This window comes from Pseudomonas sp. NPDC077186 (assembly GCF_044543505.1).
Lineage (GTDB): Bacteria > Pseudomonadota > Gammaproteobacteria > Pseudomonadales > Pseudomonadaceae > Aquipseudomonas.
The window spans coordinates 248829-262818 of sequence record NZ_JBITWE010000005.1; the positions used below are offsets into that span (position 1 = coordinate 248829).

Sequence of the window (13990 nt, forward strand, 5' to 3'; positions counted from 1 at the left end):
GTTGCACCAAAGCCCGCGCGCGTCAGTTGCGACCAAGGTCGCACGGCGCCGCCTTGACCTCTGCGACAGGGGTCGATTGTGCCGCAGGCGCGCGCCTGATAGCGTGACTGGCTGGCGAGGCTGTCCGAGGAGGGACCCCATGTTCAAGCCGCAACTGGTGACTCTGCAACGCGGTGCCCTGCGTCTGGAGCCGCTGGCCGACGCCGATATCCCGGCGCTGGTGGCGCTGGCCGAGGCCAACCGTGACGAGTTGCTGTATATGAGCGGCACCCAGCGCCTGGACTGGTACCGCAGTGCCCTGAGCGATCTGCGCGAGCAGCGCGCGCTGCCGTTCGTCGTCCGCCTCGGCGAGCAGTTGGTCGGCACCACCCGCTTCGGCGACTTCATGAATAACCTGCCGGCCTGCGAGATCGGCTGGACCTGGCTCGACCGCGGCCAGCACGGCAGCGGCCTCAATGCCAGCATCAAGTACCTGATGCTCAAGCATGCCTTCGACAACTGGGGCATGGTCCGCGTGCAACTGAAGACCGCCGCCAGCAACCTGCGTTCGCAGCGCGCCATCGAGAAGCTCGGTGCTGTGCGCGAGGGCCTGCTGCGCAACCACCGACGTCTGGCCGACGGCCGTCTCGACGATACTGTGCTGTATAGCATCACCGATCAGGAGTGGCCGCAGGTGCGCCAGAACCTGGAGACGCGCTTCGGCGCCTGAGCCATGCAGCCATTGGCGGGAGGCGAACGCGCACGGTTCAGCGCCAGCGACGATCTGCACGGGCTGGAGCTGCTGTCCGCGCGCTTCATCGACCACCGTTTCGCCCCGCATGTGCACGACGGCCACGTGATCGCCGTGCTCGAGGCCGGCGCCGAGCGCTATCGCTACCGCGGCGTCGAGCACCTGGCCGGGGCCGGCAGCATCGCCCTGCTCAATCCGGACGAGGTGCACACCGGCTCCAAGGGCATCGAGCAGGGCTGGCAATACCGGGTGTTCTATCCGCCGCCCGGCACCTTCGAGGCGCTATTGGCCGAGCTCGAGCTGCCGGCGTCCGCGCCGCCGATGTTCCAGGATACGGTGCATCATGACCCGGCGCTGGCGGCACGGCTGAGCGCCTTGCACCGCCTGCTGGAAGAGCCGCAGGCCGATGCCCTGCAGCGCCAGACCCTGTGGCGCGAAGCGATGCTCGAACTGCTGCGGCGTTACGCGCGCCTGCCCGCGCCGTGCGCCGTCGGCCAGGAGCCGCGGGCGGTGGCGCTGGCCAAGGAGCTGCTGGCCAGCCAGCTGAGCGAGCCGCCGTCGCTGGAGGAACTGGCGGCCGCGGTCAACCTGTCGCCCTTTCATTTTGCCCGGGTGTTTCGCCGTGCTACCGGCCTGCCGCCGCACGCCTGGCTCAAGCAGCGCCGCCTGGAGCAGGCGCGTGCCCTGCTCAAGGGCGGCTGCAGCGCGGCTGGGGTCGCCGCGCAGCTGGGCTTCGCCGACCAGAGCCACTTGAGCCGGCAGTTCAAGCAGGCCTACGGCGTGGGGCCGGGGGAATATCGCCGGGCCTGTCGCCAGTAAATCCGCGAGATCGGCCCAGACTCGCTGCGCACGGGGCAGCCGACCTGCGCAAGATCGTTCAAGAATCCTCCCCGGACCGCCGGCTAGACTGAGCGGCCCAAGGAGGTTCCATGTCCCGTCATCTCGAATTCACCCAGGGCGCCCGCGACATGCTGCCGATGCTGCTCGGCGCCATGCCCTTCGGCATCATCTTCGGCAGCCTGGCCGGCGCCGCCGGGCTCAGCCCCTGGCAGACCCTGGGCATGTCGGCGCTGGTGTTCGCCGGCTCGGCGCAGTTCATCGCCGTCAGCCTGCTGGCCGGCGGCGCCGGCGCGGCGGTGGTGCTGCTCACCACCCTGGTGGTCAACCTGCGCCATGCCCTGTACAGCGCCAGCCTGCAGCCCTACGTGCGCCACCTGCCCAAGCGCTGGCGCATGCCGTTGGCCTTCTGGCTGACCGACGAGGCCTATGCGGTGGTGCTGCAGCGCTACGCCCGTGGCGACAGCGCGGCGCATCGGCACTGGTACTTTCTCGGCGCGGCGCTGGCGATGTACGGCAACTGGCTGCTGTGCACCCTGATCGGCGTGCTGTTCGGCCAGGCGGTGCCGAATATCGGCGACTGGGGGCTGGACTTCGCCATGCTGGCGACCTTTATCGGCATCGTCGTGCCGATGCTCAGGAGCCAGCCGCAGGTGGCGGCGGCACTGGTGGCCGCGGCGGTGGCGCTGGCCTGCCACGCACTGCCCTACAAGCTCGGACTGATGGCCGCGGCAGCCAGCGGCATAGTGGTCGGCGTATGGCTGGAGCGGCGTGAACCGCAGCTGCAGGAGGAGTTGGTGTGATGGATATCTGGTTGCTGATCCTGGGCATGCTGGCGATCACCTTCGCCACCCGCTACAGCCTGTTCGCCTTTCCCGACCTGCGTTTCCCGCCGCTGGTGCGCCAGGGGCTGCACTACGTGCCGACCGCGGTGCTGAGCGCCATCGTGGTGCCCGGCATGCTGCTGCCGGACGGCACGCATTGGGCGCTGGCATGGGACAATTCCTACCTGCTCGCCGGCCTGGCGACCATCGCCATCGCCGCCTGCACCCGCCATCTGCTGGCCACCATCGGCGGCGGTTTGCTGGTGTTCTTCCTGCTGCGCTGGGCGTTCGGTCAGTTGCCGATCTAATGCTGCGCTGATTCCGCTTCGGCATCGCAATTGGTTACCGGTGGTGCGCACGGCGCACCCTATACCAGGGTGCTGATCTTCAGCCCGCGCTGGCTCATGCGCAGGTACTGCTCGCTGGCCTTGAGCAGCAGGGCCTGGTCGTCCACCGTCAGCTCGCAGCTCGGCTTGCCCTCGGCCTGGCTGCGGTAGAGGTTTTTCCCCGGGCGGCGTTGCAGGCACTGGTAGTGCTGGCGGCGCGGCTCGATGCGCAAGCTGAGTAGGTCGACGTAGGCCACCTGGACCTCGTCGCTCTGCCCGGTTTCCAGGGCGCAGCGTTGCAGCAGCGGGGTGTGGGTGAAGGGCGAGGCGGACAGCATGACGTGCTGGCAGCCCTGCAGATCGGGGCGCGGCTCGCCGTTGTGCAGCCAGTTGCCGCGGATGTCGCGTTGCAGGCAGAGCTTGCGCGGGCCGTGGTTGTCCACCTTGAGCCAGAGGCGGCGAAAGCGCCAGCGCGGGGCGCAGTCGAGCAGGTAGCTGGCGACTATGCTGTCGCCCCTGAGGCTCTGCATCAGGTGGCTGCTGGCGTGGATGCCGGCCTCGTCCTGACTCAGGCGCAGGGTCTCGACGCCGGGGTTGCTCCAGGGTTTCCATACCAGGGTTTGCTGCATCGGGCGACTCCATGCCGTGTACGCACCACGGGAAGTGCCGCGCGGATCGCGCCGAGCCCCTTCCCTGGCGACTCTCATGGCGCGCAGGATAAGCGCTTGGCTTTGTGATGTCTGTCAGCTTTTGCCGACAGTTGCGCAAATAGTTGCGCGATCGGTTCAGCCCTGGCGGCGCAGCGGCGCCTGCTCGAACTGCACGCCATCCAGGCCCTGGGTCATCAGCGCGCGGATATTGCCGTGGTCGCTGCCGTCCGGGGTGGCCAGCACGCTGCGATAGTGCTCGCCGAAGCAGCGCAGGGTTTCATCCAGGTCGAAGCCTTCGAGCAGGGCCAGGCCGAGGGTCTTGCACGAGCCTTCGTTCTGCCCGGCGGCGTTGTCCACGCCGCCGTTGCGAAAGGCGCTGGGCTGGTAGTGGTAATGCGCGGCGACGAAGGCCAGGGTCTCGGCGAAGGCGAAGTCGTCCTGCTGCAGGCGGCGGCGGAAGTCGGCGAGGGCGCTCATGCCTTGTTCCCCTTGTCGAAGGCGGCCTGCTGTTCGGGTGTGGCGTCCTTCTGGTACTTGGCCTTCCACTCGGCATAGGGCATGCCGTACACCGCTTCGCGGGCCTGGTCGGGGCTCAGCTCGACGCCGAGGTCGTCGGCGGCGGCCTTGTACCACTTGGACAGGCAGTTGCGGCAGAAGCCGGCCAGGTTCATCAGCTCGATGTTCTGCACGTCGGGGCGGGTGCGCAGGTGCTGCACCAGGCTGCGGAAGGCGGCGGCTTCCAGTTCGAGGCGTTCTTGCTCGGTCATCTCGGGCTCTCCGGGGCGGGCGGTGGCGGCGATGATAAGAGCCCCTCGCGGGGCCGGCAAGCCGAGCGCGGCGCCCGGGAGAGTCTGTGCACGATCTCGCGAGCTAGAGCCATGCAAGGCGAAAACAGGCGAGGACGCGGAGTTTACGAGCTGTAAATGAGCAGTCCGAGCCTGTTTTTAACGCAGCAGGGCCGACGCGCAGCAGATCGTGGACAGGCTCTTAGCGGTGGCCGGCCAGGGTAATCGACACCGACTCGGCGAAACGCAGGGCGTGCGGCTTGTCCACTTCCACCTCGGCGTAGCGCACGGCCGGGTGGGCCATGACCAGATCGAGGATTTCCTGGGTCAGGCGTTCGAGCAGGGCGAAGCGGTTACCCTCGACGTGGGCGATGATCGCCTTGGTGATGGTGCGGTAGTTCAGCGCGTGGTCGATGTCGTTGACCTGCACGGCGTCGACCGCCGGATAGAGGATGGTCAGGTTGATCAGTACGTCCTGCTTGTTGTTGATCTCCTCTTCCTTGATGCCGATGTAGGTGCGCAGGCGCAGGTCCTTGACGCGGATGCGCGCCATTCCGGGTTCCAGTCGCGGCATTACTTGCTCCGTCCGATCAGTTGCAAAAATTCATGGCGAGTGTTGCAGGACTCGCGGAAGGCGCCAAGCATCACCGAACTGCTCATCACCGAGTTCTGCTTCTCCACCCCGCGCATCATCATGCACATGTGCTTGGCCTCGATCACCACGGCGACGCCGGCGGCGTTGGTCACGCTCTGGATCGCATCGGCGATCTGCTTGGTCAGGTTCTCCTGGATCTGCAGGCGGCGGGCGAACATGTCGACGATGCGCGCCACCTTGGACAGGCCCAGCACCTTGCCGGTGGGGATGTAGGCGACGTGCGCCTTGCCGATGAAGGGCAGCAGGTGGTGTTCGCACAGCGAGTACAGCTCGATGTCCTTGACGATCACCATCTCGTCGTTGTCCGAGGCGAACAGCGCGCCGTTGACTATCTCTTCCAGCGACTGCTGGTAGCCGTGGCAGAGGTACTGCATGGCCTTGGCCGCGCGCTTGGGGGTGTCGAGCAGGCCCTCGCGCTCGGGATTCTCGCCCAGGCCGATGAGGATCTCGCGGTAGTGCTGGGGCAGATGTGGGTGCATGGCAGTTGTCCTTGGCGCCGCCTCACTTGAGGTGGCGGCCGCCGTTGAGGGGCAGGGTGGTGCCGGTTAGGTAGGGGTTGTCCAGCAGGTAGCGCAGGCTCAGGTAGAAGGCCTCGGGGCCGGGTTCGATGCCCAGCGCCGACTTGGCCAGGGTCTGCTGGCGGTACTCGGCGTCGTCGTCCTGGTTGAACATCAGCAGCGCCGGGGCGATGCCATTGACCTTGATGTGCGGCGCGAAGCGTGCGGCGAACGACAGCGTCAGGCTTTCCAGGCCGGCCTTGCTGGCGCAGTAGGCGGGACGCTTGGCACTGCCCTTGCGCGTCACGTCGTCGCTGACATGGACGATGTCGGCCGGGCTGGCGCGGCGCAGCAGCTCGGCGCAGTGCAGGTTGATCAGGTAGGGCGCGAGCATGTGCACGGCGAACAGCTGCTGAAAGGCCGCCGCCTCGTCGCCCGGCGTCTCGCCGAGCCAGTCCGAGGCATTGTGGACGATGGCGCGCAGGCCGTCGGTATGCTCCTTGAGCTGCTCGATGAAGGCGAGGATGCTGGTCTCGTCGCGAAAGTCCGCCTGCAGGCACAGGGCGCCGCGCTGGCGCAGGCGCTGCACGCTCTCGCGCTCCTGGCGGTAGCTGAGGATCAGCGGCTGGCCGGCGTCGAGCAGGCGTTCGGCGCAGTACAGGCCGACGCGCTGGCTGGCGCCGGTGATCAGGATGGGTAGGCTGGCAGCGCTCATCTCAGGCCCAGGCGGAAAAAAGGGAGGGTTCAGCGGCACCACCTCGGGTTACCTGACCAGTAGGAGAGACGGCACCGGCCGAACCTGGGATAAAGCTATACCAGCTCGGCAACTTGTACAACCATGCTGCACCTGTGGTTTTTCAGGAAAAGCGCTTGTTTTCGCTATTTCATTGAGCTTAAAGGGTTTTTAATTTTCTCTGGCCTGTAGAAAATTTTCTCTTTTCATGTACAAAAAGCTTGTCTCTGTATAGGTGTGAGGTGTGGATGAGCTGGCGCGAGTTGCGTGCGGCCTGGCGCGCGGGGAACGTGCTGCGCCTCGAGGTGCTGGTGCTGCGCGCGGCGGGTTACCGCGCGCTGGCGCCGCTGAAGCGGCGTCTGCGCCAGTGCGGGGTGGATGCTCTGTACCTGCTGCAGAGCGAGGCGCACGACGAAATCACCGCTCGACCGGCGTTGCCCCAGGGCCACGCCAGGTTGCGCCTGCCGCTCTGAATCAGGGCTTGCCGGGCAGGCCCTGGCGTCCGTCCAGGCGCCCGCTGTCGGCCAGCAGCCAGGGCGCCAGCAGGCGGGTAGCCAGGGGGATGAACAGGTAGGTCATCAGCGGGGTCAGGGCCAAGGTGCTGAGCAGCACCCGGACGACCAGCGAGAGGTCGCCCAGCGCCGGGCCGAACAACAGGTTGAAGGCCAGCGAGACCGGGAAGAACGCCAGCCAGATGGCGATGCTCTGCTTCCAGCGCGGCGGCTGGCGGTGCACGCTGCCGAACCAGGCGTCGAGGCCGACGGCGCGTTTTTCCTGGGGCTGGGCGAACAGCCCGCTGCCGCGCTGCAGCCAGGCCTGGCGCGAGGCGGAATGCTCCCAGGAGGCCATGGTCTGCTCGTCGCTGAAACGAAAGACGATCTGGAATTCGTCGTCGCCGGACGGTGGCGCCAGCACGCCGGAGCCGAGGTAGCCGGGGAAGTCGGTGGCCAGGTGTTCGCCGTCGCGCAGCCAGGCGATGAAGTCGTGATAGCGGCCGTTGGCGACGCGGCGCGCCACCATCAGGGTAACCGGGGACATGGTGTATCTCCTCGAAGCTGGCCCGTGGCCGGGGTGTGGCCTGGGGCGTACGCGGCGCGGGGTGATGCGCCGGGTAAACATGCAGCAAGGATTATTCCGTTTTTGCGCCAATTAGCCAGCGCCTTGCGCTGGCGGGCGTGGCGGCGTGCAGGCCGCGTTCTGCCGGCAGCGCCGCGCCCCATCGGGGTGCGGCAGCCGTGCCAGGTGCGGGCGCAGGCGGCAGAACAGCCGATAGCCCCACTCCAGCGGCGGGCGCAGCGCCCGCCAGCCTAGCGGCGCGACCCAGGCGCCAAGGCCGGCCGCCTGCCAGCTGGCCAGGCTGGCATCGAGCCCGAGCAGCCAGCGGCCGTCGGCCCAGCGTGCATGCAGGCGGGCCTGCAGGGTCGACAGCGCCAGGCCCAGCGGCTGCGGGTCGAAGTCCGCGGCGGCGATATCCACCAACTGCAGCCGTTGGCGGGCGGCATGGCGGCGCAGCAGGGCGATCTCGCGGGCGCAGAGCGGGCAGGCACCGTCGTAGTAGAGGGTCAGTGGCCAGGCGGGATCGTGCATGGGAGAGACGCCTTGTACAGGTTTTGTACAATGTAAGCGCGTCGGGGCCTGGGTTACAATGCCGGCACCTTTCTTGCCGCGATGCCCGAAGCCATGCCTGAACTCGCCGGTGCCCCTCTGCTCGCGTCCAGCGCCCTGAAACAGGAAGAGTTGTTCCCGATCCGCGAAGTCTCACGCCTGACCGGCGTCAACCCGGTCACCCTGCGGGCCTGGGAACGACGCTACGGATTGATCCAGCCGACCCGCACCGACAGCGGCCATCGCCTCTATTCGCAGGCCGACATCGAGGCGGTGCGCAGCATCCTGGCCTGGATCGAGCGTGGCGTGGCGGTGAGCAAGGTCGGCAAGATCCTGGCCAAGAGCGCCGGCGCCCGCAGCGCGGCGACGCCGGCCTACGAGGAGGTCAGCGCCGGCGAATGGAGCGAATGGCAGGGGCAGATCCGTCGCGCCCTCGGCGACTTCGACGAGCTGCGCCTGGAGCGTCTGTACGGCCAGATCTTCTCCTCCTATCCGCTGCCGGTGGTGTTCCAGGACATCCTCATGCCGGTATGGCAGACCCTGCTGCTGCGCCAGGACGAGTTCGGCCAGTGCAGCGAGTGGCTGCTGCTCGACAGCTTCCTGCGCGGGCGTTGCCTGCAGCGCCTGCAGCTGGGCCGCGGCAGCGTCGAGGAGCGGGTGCTGCTCGCCGCCTTGCCGGGCCACTGTCGCGAGCTGGAGCTGCTGGTCGCCGCGCTGCTGCTGGGCAGCCTCGATATCGGTGTCAGCGTGCTCGGCGTCGGCCAGCCGTTGGCCGAGCTGCCGCTGGTATGCGAGAAGATGCAGCCGCAGGCGCTGGTGCTGTTCAGCAACCAGCCGCCCAGCGACGAGCTGCCGCGGCAGCTGTCGCGCCTGGCGCTGGCGCTGGACTGCCCGCTGTTGCTGGCCGGCGACAGTGCCGACCTGGCCGAGGAGAGCCTGGCCGGCTCGCCGATTGCCTGCCTGGGCAGCGAGGGGCGGCTGATGCAGCGACGCCTGCAGCAGTTTCTCGCCGGTCACCTCGATACCTGATTCCCGCCTACGCGTGCCGCTTAGCCCGTTTGCCGGGAGCCGGGCGCGTGGGCGCGCGAAAAAGCCTTGTCGCTGACGAAAATTAGTTGTACAAGAATTTTACATTGTGGCCATGTGTAGGGCTTGCCGTCGCGACTCGCGGCCGCTGAGGCTGCACGGCAGATGCTCGACCGACTGCGCAATCCGATAGCCAGCCCTCTCCGATCCCCCCTTCGGCTATCGGATTTTTTATTTCGCGGCGGCGCTCAGGCGAGCGGATCGCTCCGGTGTTGGCGGCCGCTGTGCTGTTCGAAGAGGTATTGGCGCAGCGTCTGCTCGTCTTCGTCGTGCAGGGTTTGCAGGCTGTAGGCGTAGCGGGCCTTGCCGATGCGCCGTACCAGGCGGGCGCGCAACTGCACGCGGCGCTGTTGCGGCAACAGCAGCTGCAGCAGCTGATCCTTGGCCGGGTTGCCGGGATTGCTGTGCTGCACCAGCATGCCGTTGTTCGACAGCTCCACCACCTGTAGGCCGCTGGGGCGTTCGTGTCGGTCCAGCAGGGGCAGCGGGGCGGCGAGGGGCAGGCGCCAGGGACGTTCGCTGACGCCTTGCTCGAAGATCAGCGGCGCCTCCAGCTCCAGGCGCGAACTGCTCTGGCCGTCCTGGATCAGGCGCAAGGGGAAACTCAGGTGCTGATTGTCGCTGTGGGTATCCAGGCTGAGCTGCTCGTCGCTGCTCAGCTGGTTGAGCAGTTCGCGCAACTGAGCGCCGATGGCCAGGCGCCGCGTTTGCGCTTCGCTGGGGCGGCGTTTGCGGGGTGGTGGCGAGCTGAGTTGCTGGATGAAGTCCAACTCGGCTTGGGTCAGCAGCGGGTCGCTTTGCATGGCGGATACTACCTAGAGTCCAGCACCTTCAGACCGCGTCCCGCAGCGAGAGTTGTGTGCGTTCGTCAGTTATCCAGGCGTGCCCTGAGTTCGGCCAGCTCCGCCTCCAGCGCTTTGACGCGCTGCTGGGCCTCGACCTGCTCGGTGACGTCCTTCTGGATACCTATATAGTAGGTCAGCTGGTCGCCTTCGTTGAACACCGGGGTAATCGACAGCTCGTTCCAGAAGGCGCTGCCGTCCTTGCGGTAGTTGCGGATGATCTGTCGGCACGGCTGCTGCGTCTTGACCGCCTGGCGGATGGCCTCCAGGCCGGGCTGGTTGCGGTCGTCGCCCTGCAGGAAACGGCAATCCTGATAGAGGATGTCTTCGCTGGCATAGCCGGTGAGGCGCTCGAAGGCCGGGTTGGCGTAGATCAGGATGTTGTCGTCACCCTCCTGCTCGGCCACCACGATGCCGTCGTTGGAGGCGTCGATTACCAGTTGCAGCAGTTTGGCGTTGATCATGGGCGCGGTTCCGCAGGGTATGTGCGCTGCATTCTAAAACATCGGGTCGGGCTGTCCACTTGCGGCATAATGCGCCGCCTTTGCCACTGTTTCAGGAGTTGTCATGAAAGTCGCCATCCTCTCGGGGTCGGTCTACGGCACCGCCGAAGAAGTTGCCCGCCACGCCGAGCGCCTGCTCCAGGCCGCCGGGCTGGAGGCCTGGCACAAGCCGAACCTGAGCCTGGAGGAGCTGCTGGCCTTCGCCCCCGAGGCCTTTCTCACCGTGACCTCCACCACCGGCATGGGCGAGCTGCCGGACAACCTGCTGCCGCTGTACGGCGCCATCCGCGACCGCCTGCCGGCCTGGCAGGGGCTGCCCGGCGCGGTGCTGGCGCTGGGCGATTCCAGCTACGACAGCTTCTGCGGTGGCGGCGAGCTGGTGCGCGAGCTGTACGCCGAGCTGGGCCTGCGCGAAGTGGTGGCGATGCTGCGCCTGGACGCTAGCGAGACGGTCACCCCGGAACGCGACGCCGAGCCCTGGTTGCAGGCCTTCGTCGCCGCGCTCACGGACTGAGCCTGACCCGCAGGGCCAGCGATATGGCTGCCAGGGCAACTATCGCGCGGCCCACGCGCGGCTAGACTGCGGACACCGCCGAACCACAATCGAGGTGACCGCCGTGAACGCTCCGCTGAATCTGCCCGACGTGAAGAATCAGGTCTCCGCCGCCGAATGGCAGACCCGCGTCGACCTCGCCGCCTGCTACCGACTGATCGCCCTGTACGGCTGGGACGACCTGATCTTCACCCATATCTCGGCCAAGGTGCCGGGCACCGAGGACTTCCTGATCAACCCCTACGGCCTGATGTTCGACGAGATCAGCGCCTCCAGCCTGGTCAAGGTCGACCTGGCCGGCAACAAGCTGATGGACAGCCCCTTCGACATCAACCCGGCCGGCTACACCATCCACAGCGCCGTGCACGAGGTGCGCCACGACGTCGGCTGCGTGCTGCATATCCACACCCCGGCCGGCATCGCCGTGTCGGCGCAGCAGCAGGGCCTGTTGCCGTTGTCGCAGCAGTCGCTGTTCGTCCTTTCCAGCCTGGCCTACCACGGCTACGAGGGCGTGGCGCTGAACCATGACGAGAAGGCGCGGCTGCAGGCCGACCTGGGCGAGAAGAACTTCATGATCCTGCCCAACCACGGCCTGCTCACCGCCTTCGGCAGCATCGCCGACGCCTTCCTTGGCATGTTCACCCTGCAGCGCGCCTGCGAGATCCAGATCATGGCGCAGAGTGGCGGTGGCGAGCTGATCCATATCCCGCAGCAGATTCTCGACGGCGCCCAGGCGATGCTCGCCGGGGTGATGAAGAGCCCGCAGGGCATGGGCGGCGCGCTGCCCTGGCCGGCGCTGCTGCGCAAGCTCGACCGCTGCAACCCGGGCTACGCGCAGTGACGGCGCTGCCCGGCATCGCCCTGGCCGAGTGGCGGGCGCAGGGGCGCGAGTTCAATTGCAACGGCCAGGCCATCCGCTACTGGACGGCGGGCGAAGCGGATGCCGAGCCGCTGCTGCTGATCCACGGTTTTCCCACCGCCAGCTGGGACTGGCATTACCTGTGGCAGCCGCTGGCGCAGCGTTACCGCGTCGTGGCCTGCGACATGCTCGGCTTCGGCTACTCGGCCAAGCCGCGTGGCCACGCCTATAGCCTGCTGGAACAGGCCGACCTGCAGCAGGCGCTGCTGGCGCACCTGGATGTACGGGAAGCGGTGCATCTGCTGGCCCACGACTACGGCGACAGCGTGGCCCAGGAGCTGCTGGCGCGGCACCAGGAGGGGCGCATCCAGTTGGCCAGCTGCGTGTTCCTCAACGGCGGGCTGTTTCCCGAGACCCACCATCCGGTGCTGGTGCAGAAGCTGTTGCTCAGCCCCATCGGCCCGCTGATCGGCCGGCTGTTTAGCCGCAAGAAACTGGCGCAGAACTTTGCCAGGGTGTTCGGCCCCCGGACTCAGCCCAGCGAGGCCGAGCTGGACGCCTTCTGGGCGCTGATCGCGCATAACGACGGGCCGGCGGTGATGCACCGGCTGATCCGCTATATGCCCGAGCGCCGCGAACAGCGCGAGCGTTGGGTGGCGGCCATGCAGGCCACCAAGCTGCCGCTGCGGGTGATCGACGGCGCGCTCGATCCGATTTCCGGCGCGCATATGGTGGCGCGCTACCGCGAGCTGATCGAGAAGCCCGACACGGTGCTGCTCGACGGCATCGGTCACTATCCGCAGACCGAGGCACCGGAGCTGGTGCTCGCCCATTACCTTGAGTTTCGTCAACGGCTGGAGGCCGCAACATGCAGCGCCGCACTCTGTTGAAAGGTGCCGCCGTCGGCGGCGTGGCGGCGCTCGGCGCCGGTTTCTGGGCGCTGCCCGGTGGCCCGGCGCCGGCTGCCGTCGAGCTGGCGGCGGCGCAGCGCCTGCTGGCCGAGTTGGCCGGCCGGCCACTGGTCAGCCTGCAGGGCTGGAGCCCGAGCGAGGTATTCAACCACTGCGCGCAGAGCGTCGAGTATTCCCTGGACGGCTTTCCACAGCTCAAACCTGCCTGGTTTCGCCACAGCCTCGGCCCGACCGCCTTCGCCCTGTTCAGCGCCCGCGGCGGCATGCGCCATCCGCTGAGCGAGGCGATTCCCGGCGCCGCGCCGTTGCACGAGCCGGCCAGCCAGGCGGCCGCCCTGCAGCGTTTGCAGGCCGCCTTCGCGCGCTTCGCCGCGCACACCGGCGCTCTGCAGCCGCATTTCGCCTACGGCGCGCTGAGCCACGCCGAGTACGCCCAGACCCATGTGCTGCACCTGTACGACCACCTGCGCCTGATCCGTCCGGCCTGACCATCCCGTCGCCTTATCGCGCACCATTCAGCGTCAGGCCGGTTCGTTGTGACTGCGGCGGGGCTGCGTGACACTCGTGGCCATTGCCCACTGCCGAGGAGTTAATGCCATGAGTGAAGCGGTTCGTTTCGAGGATCAGGTCGTCATCGTCACCGGCGCCGGCGGCGGTCTGGGCCGCGCCCACGCGCTGCTGTTCGCCCGCCATGGCGCCAAGGTGGTGGTCAACGACCTCGGCGGCAGCACCCACGGCGAGGGCGCCAATGCCTCGGCGGCGGACAAGGTGGTGGAAGAAATTCGTGCCTTCGGCGGCGATGCCGTGGCCAACCACGACTCGGTGACCGACGGCGACAAGATCGTGCAGACCGCGCTGGATCACTTCGGCCGCGTCGACGTGCTGGTCAACAACGCCGGCATCCTGCGCGACAAGAGCTTCCACAAGATGGAAGACGCCGACTGGGAGCTGGTCTACAAGGTCCACGTCGAAGGCGCCTACAAGACCACCCACGCCGCTTGGCCGCACCTGCGCGAGCAGAACTACGGGCGGGTGATCTTCACCTCGTCCACTTCCGGCATCTACGGCAACTTCGGCCAGAGCAACTACGGCATGGCCAAGCTCGGCCTCTACGGCCTGACCCGCACCCTGGCCATCGAGGGGCGCAAGAACAACATCCTGGTCAACGCGATCGCCCCCACCGGCGCCACCCGCATGACCGAGGGGCTGATCCCGCCGCAGGTGTTCGAGCAGCTCAAACCCGAGCTGGTCAGCCCGCTGGTGGTCTACCTGGGCAGCCAGAGCTGCCAGGACACCGGCGGCCTGTTCGAGGTCGGCGGCGGCTGGGTCGGCAAGGTGCGCTGGGAGCGCAGCCTGGGCGCCGGCTTCGACCCCAGGGCCGGTTTCAGCCCGGACGACGTGGCGGCGCAGTGGCAGCGCATCTGCGACTTCGAGGGCGCCGCGCACCCGGCCGACAACGTCGAGGCGCTCCGGGAAATGATGGCGAATCTGCACAAGTACGCCCTCTGATCGGCCAGCCGGGCTGACGCGCCCGCGCAGGCGGATTAGGCTCGAAGGCCGGCAGCGATGCCGGCCTTTTTTCGTTCAGCCAGCG

General features: G+C 67.5%; 21 protein-coding genes. 11 read left to right on the plus strand and 10 right to left on the minus strand.

Annotation, left to right across the window (positions count from 1 at the left end):
• Positions 1 to 139: 139 nt before the first annotated feature.
• The 4 genes from ACIGKL_RS19355 (at position 140) to ACIGKL_RS19370 (ending at position 2699) form a co-directional block, all read left to right on the plus strand.
• Positions 140 to 709 (plus strand): GNAT family N-acetyltransferase, encoded by a 570-nt coding sequence (locus tag ACIGKL_RS19355; RefSeq protein ID WP_397488076.1) that lies wholly within the window; start codon positions 140 to 142, stop codon positions 707 to 709.
• Between the two features lie 3 nt (positions 710 to 712).
• The gene (locus tag ACIGKL_RS19360; RefSeq protein WP_397488077.1) at positions 713 to 1549 is read left to right on the plus strand and encodes an AraC family ligand binding domain-containing protein; all 837 of its coding nucleotides are present in this window, start codon (positions 713 to 715) and stop codon (positions 1547 to 1549) included.
• Between the two features lie 110 nt (positions 1550 to 1659).
• Positions 1660 to 2370 (plus strand): AzlC family ABC transporter permease, encoded by a 711-nt coding sequence (locus ACIGKL_RS19365; protein ID WP_397488078.1) that lies wholly within the window; start codon positions 1660 to 1662, stop codon positions 2368 to 2370.
• Positions 2370 to 2699: an AzlD domain-containing protein gene (locus tag ACIGKL_RS19370; RefSeq protein ID WP_397488079.1), complete on the plus strand. Its 330-nt coding sequence runs from the start codon at positions 2370 to 2372 to the stop codon at positions 2697 to 2699. The genes ACIGKL_RS19365 and ACIGKL_RS19370 overlap by 1 nt, the downstream gene beginning before the upstream one ends.
• A 59-nt stretch (positions 2700 to 2758) precedes the next feature.
• Here the strand turns inward: ACIGKL_RS19370 and ACIGKL_RS19375 are convergent, their stop codons facing one another.
• The 6 genes from ACIGKL_RS19375 to folM form a co-directional block, all read right to left on the minus strand.
• Entirely contained in the window at positions 2759 to 3346 is a 588-nt protein-coding gene (locus tag ACIGKL_RS19375; RefSeq protein ID WP_397488080.1) for a putative glycolipid-binding domain-containing protein, read from the minus strand.
• A gap of 156 nt (positions 3347 to 3502) precedes the next feature.
• Positions 3503 to 3844 (minus strand): HopJ type III effector protein, encoded by a 342-nt coding sequence (locus ACIGKL_RS19380; protein ID WP_397488081.1) that lies wholly within the window; start codon positions 3842 to 3844, stop codon positions 3503 to 3505.
• On the minus strand, positions 3841 to 4134 hold the full coding sequence (locus ACIGKL_RS19385; RefSeq protein ID WP_021444042.1) for a DUF1244 domain-containing protein: 294 nt from the start codon (positions 4132 to 4134) through the stop codon (positions 3841 to 3843). The genes ACIGKL_RS19380 and ACIGKL_RS19385 overlap by 4 nt, the downstream gene beginning before the upstream one ends.
• A gap of 220 nt (positions 4135 to 4354) precedes the next feature.
• Complete coding sequence (gene folX, locus ACIGKL_RS19390) at positions 4355 to 4726, minus strand: dihydroneopterin triphosphate 2'-epimerase (RefSeq protein ID WP_397488082.1); 372 nt, start codon at positions 4724 to 4726, stop codon at positions 4355 to 4357.
• The gene (folE, locus tag ACIGKL_RS19395; protein ID WP_397488083.1) at positions 4726 to 5286 is read right to left on the minus strand and encodes a GTP cyclohydrolase I FolE; all 561 of its coding nucleotides are present in this window, start codon (positions 5284 to 5286) and stop codon (positions 4726 to 4728) included. Before folE ends, folX begins: the two co-directional genes overlap by 1 nt.
• 22 nt (positions 5287 to 5308) lie before the next feature.
• Positions 5309 to 6019 carry a dihydromonapterin reductase gene (folM, locus tag ACIGKL_RS19400; RefSeq protein WP_397488084.1) on the minus strand — a complete coding sequence of 237 codons (711 nt, stop codon included), beginning with the start codon at positions 6017 to 6019 and terminating at the stop codon, positions 5309 to 5311.
• Between the two features lie 266 nt (positions 6020 to 6285).
• Here folM and ACIGKL_RS19405 point away from each other — a divergent pair, with 266 nt between their 5' ends.
• A complete protein-coding gene (locus ACIGKL_RS19405) occupies positions 6286 to 6510 on the plus strand; it encodes a hypothetical protein (RefSeq protein ID WP_397488085.1) in 225 nt (74 codons plus the stop codon).
• A 1-nt stretch (position 6511) separates the two neighbouring features.
• Here ACIGKL_RS19405 and ACIGKL_RS19410 read toward each other — a convergent pair whose 3' ends face one another.
• The gene (locus tag ACIGKL_RS19410; RefSeq protein ID WP_397488086.1) at positions 6512 to 7075 is read right to left on the minus strand and encodes an antibiotic biosynthesis monooxygenase; all 564 of its coding nucleotides are present in this window, start codon (positions 7073 to 7075) and stop codon (positions 6512 to 6514) included.
• Positions 7076 to 7186: 111 nt separating this feature from the next.
• Positions 7187 to 7624, minus strand: a complete 438-nt coding sequence (locus ACIGKL_RS19415) for a thiol-disulfide oxidoreductase DCC family protein (RefSeq protein WP_397488087.1) — start codon at positions 7622 to 7624, stop codon at positions 7187 to 7189.
• A 93-nt stretch (positions 7625 to 7717) separates the two neighbouring features.
• Here ACIGKL_RS19415 and ACIGKL_RS19420 point away from each other — a divergent pair, with 93 nt between their 5' ends.
• Positions 7718 to 8671 carry a MerR family transcriptional regulator gene (locus tag ACIGKL_RS19420; protein WP_397488088.1) on the plus strand — a complete coding sequence of 318 codons (954 nt, stop codon included), beginning with the start codon at positions 7718 to 7720 and terminating at the stop codon, positions 8669 to 8671.
• A gap of 245 nt (positions 8672 to 8916) precedes the next feature.
• On the opposite strand, the gene ACIGKL_RS19425 is transcribed toward ACIGKL_RS19420, so the two are convergent.
• Positions 8917 to 9531 carry a PilZ domain-containing protein gene (locus tag ACIGKL_RS19425; protein WP_397488089.1) on the minus strand — a complete coding sequence of 205 codons (615 nt, stop codon included), beginning with the start codon at positions 9529 to 9531 and terminating at the stop codon, positions 8917 to 8919.
• 65 nt (positions 9532 to 9596) lie between these two features.
• The gene (locus ACIGKL_RS19430) at positions 9597 to 10034 is read right to left on the minus strand and encodes a PAS domain-containing protein (protein WP_397488090.1); all 438 of its coding nucleotides are present in this window, start codon (positions 10032 to 10034) and stop codon (positions 9597 to 9599) included.
• 103 nt (positions 10035 to 10137) lie between these two features.
• On the opposite strand from ACIGKL_RS19430, the gene ACIGKL_RS19435 reads away from it, so the two are divergent.
• The 5 genes from ACIGKL_RS19435 (at position 10138) to ACIGKL_RS19455 (ending at position 13905) form a co-directional block, all read left to right on the plus strand.
• Positions 10138 to 10587 (plus strand): flavodoxin, encoded by a 450-nt coding sequence (locus tag ACIGKL_RS19435; protein ID WP_397488091.1) that lies wholly within the window; start codon positions 10138 to 10140, stop codon positions 10585 to 10587.
• 103 nt (positions 10588 to 10690) lie between these two features.
• A complete protein-coding gene (locus ACIGKL_RS19440) occupies positions 10691 to 11467 on the plus strand; it encodes a class II aldolase/adducin family protein (RefSeq protein WP_397488092.1) in 777 nt (258 codons plus the stop codon).
• Positions 11464 to 12375, plus strand: a complete 912-nt coding sequence (locus ACIGKL_RS19445; protein ID WP_397488093.1) for an alpha/beta fold hydrolase — start codon at positions 11464 to 11466, stop codon at positions 12373 to 12375. The genes ACIGKL_RS19440 and ACIGKL_RS19445 overlap by 4 nt, the downstream gene beginning before the upstream one ends.
• Complete coding sequence (locus ACIGKL_RS19450; protein WP_397488094.1) at positions 12354 to 12884, plus strand: DUF1569 domain-containing protein; 531 nt, start codon at positions 12354 to 12356, stop codon at positions 12882 to 12884. Before ACIGKL_RS19445 ends, ACIGKL_RS19450 begins: the two co-directional genes overlap by 22 nt.
• A gap of 109 nt (positions 12885 to 12993) precedes the next feature.
• Complete coding sequence (locus ACIGKL_RS19455) at positions 12994 to 13905, plus strand: SDR family oxidoreductase (RefSeq protein WP_397488095.1); 912 nt, start codon at positions 12994 to 12996, stop codon at positions 13903 to 13905.
• The last annotated feature ends 85 nt before the right edge of the window (positions 13906 to 13990 follow it).